This is a genomic window from Sporosarcina sp. AD_1, from assembly GCF_057373025.1.
In genome coordinates this window covers 341,650-350,049 of the sequence record NZ_JBPVIR010000006.1, presented here as the reverse complement: position 1 = coordinate 350,049, position 8,400 = coordinate 341,650, and the positions used below count along the sequence as shown (strand labels likewise).

The window sequence follows — 8,400 nt, the reverse complement described above, 5'->3', positions numbered from 1 at the left end:
CGACTTTATTGTTGACGTTTTGCTGTTCAGTTTTCAAGGTTCATTTGCTGTCGGTTGCTGTTGTTTCTTGTTGCTGTTCCCGACTGCTTTATTACTATACCAAATTGTTTTCACATCGTCAACACTTTAAACATCTTTTTTTAATTTATTTTTAAGATCTTGATAAAAATCGGCTATTCACTAGTAAAAACACCCGTAATCAGCTTAGATAATGGCAATTAATATCGTAGTACTCAAACTAAGTTGATACATTTAAGTAAAGTTGATTTCCGTTTCAGATCTATGCTGTTAAAAAACGAAGGCAGCTCACTTCCCAAAACGGTCTGTCTTTGTGACAGCTTTCCCTCGGTGCAAGGTATTCAGCTCAATATGTTTGCTTCCGAGTCTTGAAGACACTATAAAGAGCCCGAAACTAAATAGTTGAAATGAACGCGCAGTAATTATTAATTCAGCCCTTGGCCATTCGATTGGTTTACGCACCTAGAAAAGCAATGCTGCAATTCCTTTTTTTTCAGCCATTCGGCATTTGACTGGCAACAAATAAAAAACGGCTGCCCAATTGAATCTAGGTAGCCGTTTTCAGGTTTTCTTCTACTTAATAAATATGAAATACAAGATGAACAGTACCGCAAGTCCATACATGATCGGATGAATTTCTTTGCGCCGTCCGCTCAGCAACATTGTGATTGGATAAAAAACAAATCCGATCGCAATACCAGTTGCAATACTATACGTCAGCGGCATAGCGATGATCGTGAAAAAGGCGGGAACCGCAATTTCAAACTTGGTCCACTCGATATTCCCTAGTGTCGAAACCATGAGCACACCAACGATAATTAATGCTGGGGCCGTTACTTCTGGTGTTATGACAAACAAGAGCGGCGAGAAGAAAAGTGAAAGTAAGAACAGGATCCCAATTACTATAGAAGAAAATCCTGTTTTCGCACCTGCTGCTACACCAGCTGTCGATTCAATATAAGACGTTGTCGTGGATGTTCCAAAGATGGCACCCGTCACCGTTGCCAATGAATCAGCCAATAACGCTCTGCCTGCACGAGGAAGCTTATCATCTTTCATTAAACCTGCTTGATTCGCTACTGCCACTAAAGTTCCTGCAGTATCGAAAAAGTCGACAAACAGGAAGGTAATGACCACAACTAAAAATTGAGTTGTCAGCAATGAAGAAGGATCATCAAAGAAAGTATGGAAAGCAGCACCGAAAGTCGGGCTGACACTTGGCACTTTGGATACAATCTGATGTGGTACATCTATCAGACTGACGGCCATTCCTACTAATGTAGTAGCAATCATTCCATAGAAGATAGCGCCTTTTATTTTACGTACCATCATAATAACAGTGATAACCAATCCGAATATCGCCAGCAGTGTCGGGCCTGATGAAAGCTTGCCTAATGTCACCAAGGTATTTGGATCGCCGACAATGATTTTGGCATTTTGCAATCCTAGAAATGTAATGAATAACCCAATCCCTGCGCCAACCGCATATTTTAATTGAGCTGGTATAGCGTTGATGATCAGTTCACGTAAACCGGAAAGTGACAAGACTATAAAAATCAGACCAGAGAAAAGTACACCTGTCAAAGCGGTTTGCCATGGAATTCCGTATCCTAACACAACTGAGAAAGCAAAGAACGCATTTAACCCCATTCCTGGAGCCAAGCCGATCGGATATCTTGCAATCAGTCCCATAAATAGCGATCCGACTGCAGCCGCTAATGCCGTTGCGACAAATACCGCTCCTTTGTCCATTCGCATTGCATCCGGTAAATCTGGAACAGCTTCTAATGACAATGTAATTGGATTGACAGCTAAAATGTATGCCATGGCCAAAAACGTTGTGAGGCCACCGACGATTTCACGACGGTAGTTCGTACCCAACTTGTCAAACTCAAAATATTTCTTCATCCCATACCCTCCTGATAATAAAACATAAAAGAGAGCATACGTAATAAATCGTATGCTCTCTCCATTATCCAACCTGAAAAAGCAGCTGCTTTTCAAGATGGATATCGTAGTCGGAACATTTACGGTGTTCCGGTAGAAACTTCTGGGCCCTATTCCCAAATTTATACGATTTCGCTATTTAATTTTATTCCCACTCAATTGTGCCTGGTGGTTTTGGTGTAATATCATACACTACGCGGTTTACATGATCGACTTCCGCTGTAATCCGGTTACTGATTTTTTCAAGCACATCCCAAGGGATTCGTGCCCAATCCGCTGTCATTCCATCTACTGAATGAACGGCACGAAGACCGACAGCATAGTCATAAGAACGTTTTTCGTCTCTGACACCAACGCTGCGGATGTCTGGAAGGATCGCGAAGTATTGCCAGATGCTCTTATCTAGGCCGGCTTTCGCAATTTCATCGCGTAAAATCCAATCCGCTTCACGGACGATCGCCAGCTTGTCCTCTGTTACTTCACCAAGAACACGAACGCCTAGACCTGGACCAGGGAAAGGCTGTCTGCGGACGATGTCTTCCGGCAAGCCAAGCTCAGCACCTACAGCACGGACTTCGTCTTTGAAAAGAGCTTTCAATGGTTCGATTAATTCAAACTCCAAATCCTCAGGAAGACCGCCGACGTTATGATGTGATTTGATCACTTCGTTTGTTGCTGTACCACTTTCGATAATGTCAGCGTAAATTGTTCCTTGAGCAAGATACTCAATACCGTCTAATTTAGCTGCTTCTTCATCAAAGACATAAATGAATTCGTTTCCGATTGTTTTCCGTTTCACTTCCGGATCTGTTACGCCCTTCAGCTTGTCTAAGAAACGTTCGCGTGCATCCACTTTAATAAAATTCATATTGAATTTATTGCTGAAAGTATCAACTACGCTTTCAACTTCACCTTTACGAAGCAAACCGTGGTCCACAAAAATACATGTCAGCTGGTCGCCGATTGCGCGGTGAATCAATGTAGCAACAACGGAAGAATCAACCCCACCGCTTAATGCGCAAAGGACTTTCTTATCTCCCACTTGAGAACGGATCTTCTCTACTTCAATGTCAATGAACGCTTTCATTGTCCATTCTTTTTTCGCTCCACAGATCGAAACGAATTGATTAAGCATGTCACGGCCGTTTTCAGTGTGTTCTACTTCTGGATGGAACATGAAGCCATAAATGCGCTTCTCGTCGTTAGCAATCGCAGCAATTTCAATTTCCTTGCCAGACGCGATTGTTTTAAAGCCTTCTGGAGCTTGGGTCACAAGTGTTCCTTGGCTGCCGAACACAGTTTGCTCTCCAGCCAATCCAGAGAAGATGGAAGATGATTGGTCTACCGTCACCACTTCTGACTCTGTATGAGTTTGGGATCCGAATGAACCGCCGAATTGTTTTACAATTAATTGCATTCCATAAGAAATACCTAGAACAGGAATTCCTAATGAAAATATTTCAGGATCAATCGACAAAGCATCTGCTTCTTTGTCTCCGCCCGAAAGGATGATGCCAACTGCGTTCATTTTTTTAATATCTTCTGCAGTAACAGTGTGCGGATACAATTCACTATAAACACCCAATTCACGGATTGTGCGCGTGATTAGTTGGTTGTAGGAGCTACCGTAATCAAGTACCACGATTTTTTCTTGTTCGACTAATAAAGGAGCTGTTGACAATTGATCCACCTCTTCCAAAGTATTGTACGATATCCCTTATAATTGAAAAGACGCGTCAGAAAGATTCTTTCTACGCGTCTCGACAACTACAAAAAGCAGGAATAGCTAAATAACCATTCCCGCCTTCATAGACAAGCCATTTAAGGTGGCTTGGTAGAAACGTCCGAACCATATTATCAGACATATATGAGGGCTGTATCGTTTTGTTCTTTTGTCATATCATACTCTCACGCATTCCAAAAATCAACCGGCTGACCTAATGATTAAATCTTCCCATATTTCCTTCAAAGCCGGCCAGTCATGCGTTTCGATATGACCGCCATAAACACCCTGTTCATATACAGCAGTCAAATCCCTCATCCGTCTGCCTCCGAAATGACGATCGACTTTCATTGCATATTCTGAGAGTGTCATGCCGCCTGAGCGTTTAATGCCGAAACGCTCTAATTGACGCAAAAGACTCTTATATTGTTTATCGAATGTTTCCCAATCACCGCTCGTCTTCTGATGCATGCGAATGAGCAACTTCGGCATCCACTTATGGCGAATGTAATAAATCCGCCATGCAATGCCTGTTAAGACAAGAATAACGAACACCGATTTCCACACATTCGACTTTACCCATGCGAACGCCTTTTGAAAACCTGTAGGTCCACCCGATTTATTTTCAGGTTTCGCAACTGGAGTTTGCTTTTCTTTCTCTTGCTTCTCCTTCTCTTGCAACTCCGGTGATTGAGGATCGTCCAAACTCGTTTCGATATCATAATCTATACCAGCCATGTTCGTAAACCCGATAGTCGGTTCAAACGGCATCCACCCGATACCTGGCATATAAGCTTCCACCCAGGAATGAGCCTCATTGTTTGTAACTTCGTATATTCTTTCTCGCTGGTCATTTAGTTTTGATTCACCTGGTGCAAACCCTTTTACCCAACGGGCCGGGATATCCACCGAACGCAGCAGTACTACCATCGATGTGGAGAAATTATCGCAATACCCGCGTTTCGTGTCAAACAGGAATTGATCGACATAGTCCTCACCTTCCCGAGGAACCGGAACGTTTTGCTGGTCATACGTAAACCCATTATTCCGGAAATATCGTTCAATTGCTTTCGCTTTATCATAAACGCTTTCTTCATTCTCCGTAATGGTGTTGGCCAACTCTCTCACCCGATCAGGAACCTGCTCTGGCAGCTGTAAGTACGGCGAAAAATCAATGCTATCATCATAATCATCCATTGAAGTCTCCCGCAAAGCTTTCATACTATATTTTGGCTCAACAAACTCAATTTCATACGAATCAAGTTCCAGCTCCGAGCCGTTCTTGGTCGCCCAAATCTGTTCTGAATCAAACCGTCGATTAAAAACGATGTCTGGTCTCGTATTTATTTTCGCAGTGCCATATGGATAAGCGACATAAGGCAGACTCTCAATGATCTGCAATTCTGCACTCACCTGCTCAGATTCATTGCCGCCTAAAGACGTTTGGCCTCCTGCTATTGGGTCACCCGGGAAAAAGCTCTGTCTCTCGCTCTCTTCGGGATGCTTTTCCCAACCTTTTGAAGTATAGGTGCTCTTCGTTTCAATTTTCCAATATTGCTTATTTGGCACCTTGGCTTCAAAAACAACGGTATGGTCAGGTGTGAAAGGCCCTCCCAGGACGGAATCGTCAGGATCATATCCACTCGTAGCCGTCATAGTACCAAGCCCTTGACCGCCTTGAACAACGGACTTGAAGAATGGCACAGGATCCGGCCAGGCGGGATCCTTCTCAGGAATAATGCTGGCAAAAGCGGAACTGGCAACAACTACGAATAATAACGGGAGAGAGATTGCCGCATAAACGCCTGTCTTCAATGGCCTATGGTGTTTTTCAGAGAGCCGCAAAATATACAGAAGACCGATCAGCAGCAAACCGCTCACCATTATTCGAAAGATGGCATTTTCAGCAGAGTACGGGCTAAACGTGTCGATAAAGGCAATAAAGACAACCGTCATTACATAGAACAACAGAATGCTTCTACGGACTTCAAGCCAATGGCGTATCAAGTAGGTCGTCATCCATAACAGAACGAAAAAAAGAATGGTTCGAAAAGGGTTTGTAATACCCTCCCAATCCCCAGTTTCAAGTATGGATAAATTACTCATAATATCCGTCATTAGCAAAGACAGCGAATCTCTCGTAAAGAATATGAGATTCAAAAAGACAAAGTGAACAGCCCAGAAAATGTATAGTACTTTAACAGGTACGGAAATCCACCATTTCAATCCGAGTAAAGAAGTTAGGAAAGACAGACCGATGAAAACCATGAACAGGCCTAAATAATTCGTGTCCGTCAATGCCATCACCGGCAGAAGCCATTCGCGCAATAAGACGAATGCAAGCGAATAGAGGATGATCAGCAATCTCCTGTCCATTTTCGTATCTTTCATCAGGATGCCACCTCCCGAAATGCTTCTGCAAACTCAGTTTTCCCAAGCACATGTACCGTAATTCCCTTAGTCCGCAAATATTGGATACGTTCCAGCTGAATGTCTGTCAATGGTTGTTGCCGATCCACCACCGCAAAACAGATGACAGCTTGGACATTTCGCAGGGTCGTAACGATCGGCTGAATAAATGACCAATCCGGTTCGCTGGAGATGAGAATCACACTACCGCCGCTCGCCATCGTCATGCTAAAATCGATAGCTTCAGGCAGAACATCCACATCGGGTTTCAGCTTTGCTAAATGGACGAGGGTATTGCGGAGGTGTTCAGCAGATTGAAGTAACGGGAAATGATGTATTTTCTCCCCAACTGAGAGAAAACTGACATTGGCCTGTTTCGAAGTAGCCTCTTTCAATATGGAAGCCGCCAATTCGATTTCTTCTTCAAAGAGTTTAGATTTCCTGCCATCCAGGATAATCGTCAACTCTTCAGATTGGCGATCCTCAAATTCTTTTGTCATCAATGTTTGCGTCCGCGCAAACGATTTCCAATGAATCCAAGTGACACGGTCGCCTGATTGATAATCACGAACACCTGTAGCCATGGTCGTATCTTTGACAAGCGAAAAAGGAGACGCCAACGATCCACGATCATATTGTGCTTTGATCGGCACATAATGGATGTCTTTCATTTTCGGGAAGACCAATACAGCGTCTTTCATATCAATAACTCTGGATTTACGGATCCATCCAAAAAAATCAGAGACTTCAATTTCAATTCCACTTAAAACATGTTCTCCTCGGGGCATATCTTCTATTACGTACGACCACTCTACTTTTTTACGGAAACCAAAAAGGAATAGCCGCTTCCCTTTATCCCCCATCAGTTTGGCAATCGCTGGATCCTCCCATTTTTCCGATGCAACTGTATAGAGCAGCGGAAATGGGAGGTGACGCTCGATTTCAAGTCGAACCTCCAGCTTCCCGCCTCTTTCTAGCGTCCGGGCGGTCAGCTTTCGACCCGCCATCATATCACGCAGCGGATAGAAAAACAGCAGACAGGAATAAAGTACGAAAGGCAACAAAATATAAAAAATGCTCCAACTCACTTTCCCGCCTTGAAACATGGCAAATACATAGGTCACGGCAAGCAGAAGGAGGACGAAAACAAACCGGCCAGATTCGGAAAGGAAACGAAGACGCTGCTTCATCTCACCCGGATCCTTTCAATCGGCACATTCACTTTCGTCAAAATACGATCCATAATTTCCTCTGTTGTAATCCCTTCATACTTCGCTTCAGGTTTTAGAATAATACGATGGCCGAAAGCGAACGGTGCTAAATATTTCACATCATCCGGTGTAACATAATCCCGTCCCCGCATGAGGGCAAACGCCTGGCAAGCTTTCATTAATGCTAACGATCCCCTTGGACTGACGCCTAAATAGACATAAGGATTTGTACGTGTCTCCGCAGCGCAATCGACAATGTACTTCTTAATCGTATCGTCCACATTCACATCAGACACACCCTGTTGCAGTTCCCTGAGCTCTTCCAGCGTAATGACCGGCTCCAATTTTTCAATCGGCACTGACTTCTCGGCACGCTGCAGCATCTCCACCTCGGCAAGCCGCTCTGGATAGCCCATTTTGAGTTTAAACAAGAATCGGTCCAGCTGAGCCTCTGGAAGAGAATAGGTCCCCTCATACTCGATCGGGTTCTGCGTCGCCATTACGAAGAAAGGCTGCGGAATACGAAGTGTTTCCCCATCGACTGTGACAGAAGACTCCTCCATACTTTCAAGCAAAGCGGACTGGGTTTTGGGAGAAGTCCGATTGATTTCATCCGCCAAAACAATATTTCCGACAATTGGCCCCGGTCTGAATTCAAACTCCATCTCCCTCGGATTGTATATCGAAACGCCTAGCACATCCGAGGGCAATAGATCCGGTGTAAACTGGATCCGCTTAAAGGAAGCGCCTATCGATTTCGCCAACGATTTGACCATCATTGTCTTGCCGACACCCGGTACATCCTCCAGCAAGACATGGCCGCCTGCAAGCAGTGCCGTCAAGCTCAGCTCAGCGATGTTCCGTTTACCGATCATCACTTTATCAATATTCGCTAATACCTTATCGATCGTCTGTGCATGAGTCATAATAAATCCTCCATTTTAGCTGATACAAACAACTATCGTTATCTTACTAACAAGCAAGCTAGTTAGCCTGCTTCCACAATAAACCATATCACTGTCCGAAAATTAACAAAATGTAACTTAATAATACATCACATCCAATTTCCCTACAACCTTTTCACCAAGCAAG

5 protein-coding genes and 2 riboswitches are annotated in these 8,400 nt (G+C 43.9%); all 5 genes read right to left on the bottom strand.

Annotation, left to right across the window (positions count from 1 at the left end; translation table 11 throughout):
* Window positions 1-591: 591 nt before the first annotated feature.
* Window positions 592-1,926 carry an NCS2 family permease gene (locus ACSW3C_RS14115; protein WP_486563376.1) on the bottom strand — a complete coding sequence of 445 codons (1,335 nt, stop codon included), beginning with the start codon at window positions 1,924-1,926 and terminating at the stop codon, window positions 592-594.
* Between the two features lie 87 nt (window positions 1,927-2,013).
* Window positions 2,014-2,115: riboswitch (purine riboswitch) on the bottom strand.
* Window positions 2,111-3,646 carry a glutamine-hydrolyzing GMP synthase gene (guaA, locus tag ACSW3C_RS14110; RefSeq protein WP_486563374.1) on the bottom strand — a complete coding sequence of 512 codons (1,536 nt, stop codon included), beginning with the start codon at window positions 3,644-3,646 and terminating at the stop codon, window positions 2,111-2,113. (Overlaps the previous riboswitch by 5 nt.)
* A gap of 108 nt (window positions 3,647-3,754) precedes the next feature.
* Window positions 3,755-3,856: riboswitch (purine riboswitch) on the bottom strand.
* Window positions 3,857-3,889: 33 nt separating this feature from the next.
* Window positions 3,890-6,079 (bottom strand): DUF4129 domain-containing transglutaminase family protein, encoded by a 2,190-nt coding sequence (locus ACSW3C_RS14105; RefSeq protein WP_486563372.1) that lies wholly within the window; start codon window positions 6,077-6,079, stop codon window positions 3,890-3,892.
* Window positions 6,079-7,287 carry a DUF58 domain-containing protein gene (locus ACSW3C_RS14100; protein ID WP_486563370.1) on the bottom strand — a complete coding sequence of 403 codons (1,209 nt, stop codon included), beginning with the start codon at window positions 7,285-7,287 and terminating at the stop codon, window positions 6,079-6,081. The genes ACSW3C_RS14105 and ACSW3C_RS14100 overlap by 1 nt, the downstream gene beginning before the upstream one ends.
* Complete coding sequence (locus ACSW3C_RS14095; RefSeq protein WP_486563368.1) at window positions 7,284-8,234, bottom strand: AAA family ATPase; 951 nt, start codon at window positions 8,232-8,234, stop codon at window positions 7,284-7,286. The genes ACSW3C_RS14100 and ACSW3C_RS14095 overlap by 4 nt, the downstream gene beginning before the upstream one ends.
* Between the last annotated feature and the right edge of the window lie 166 nt (window positions 8,235-8,400).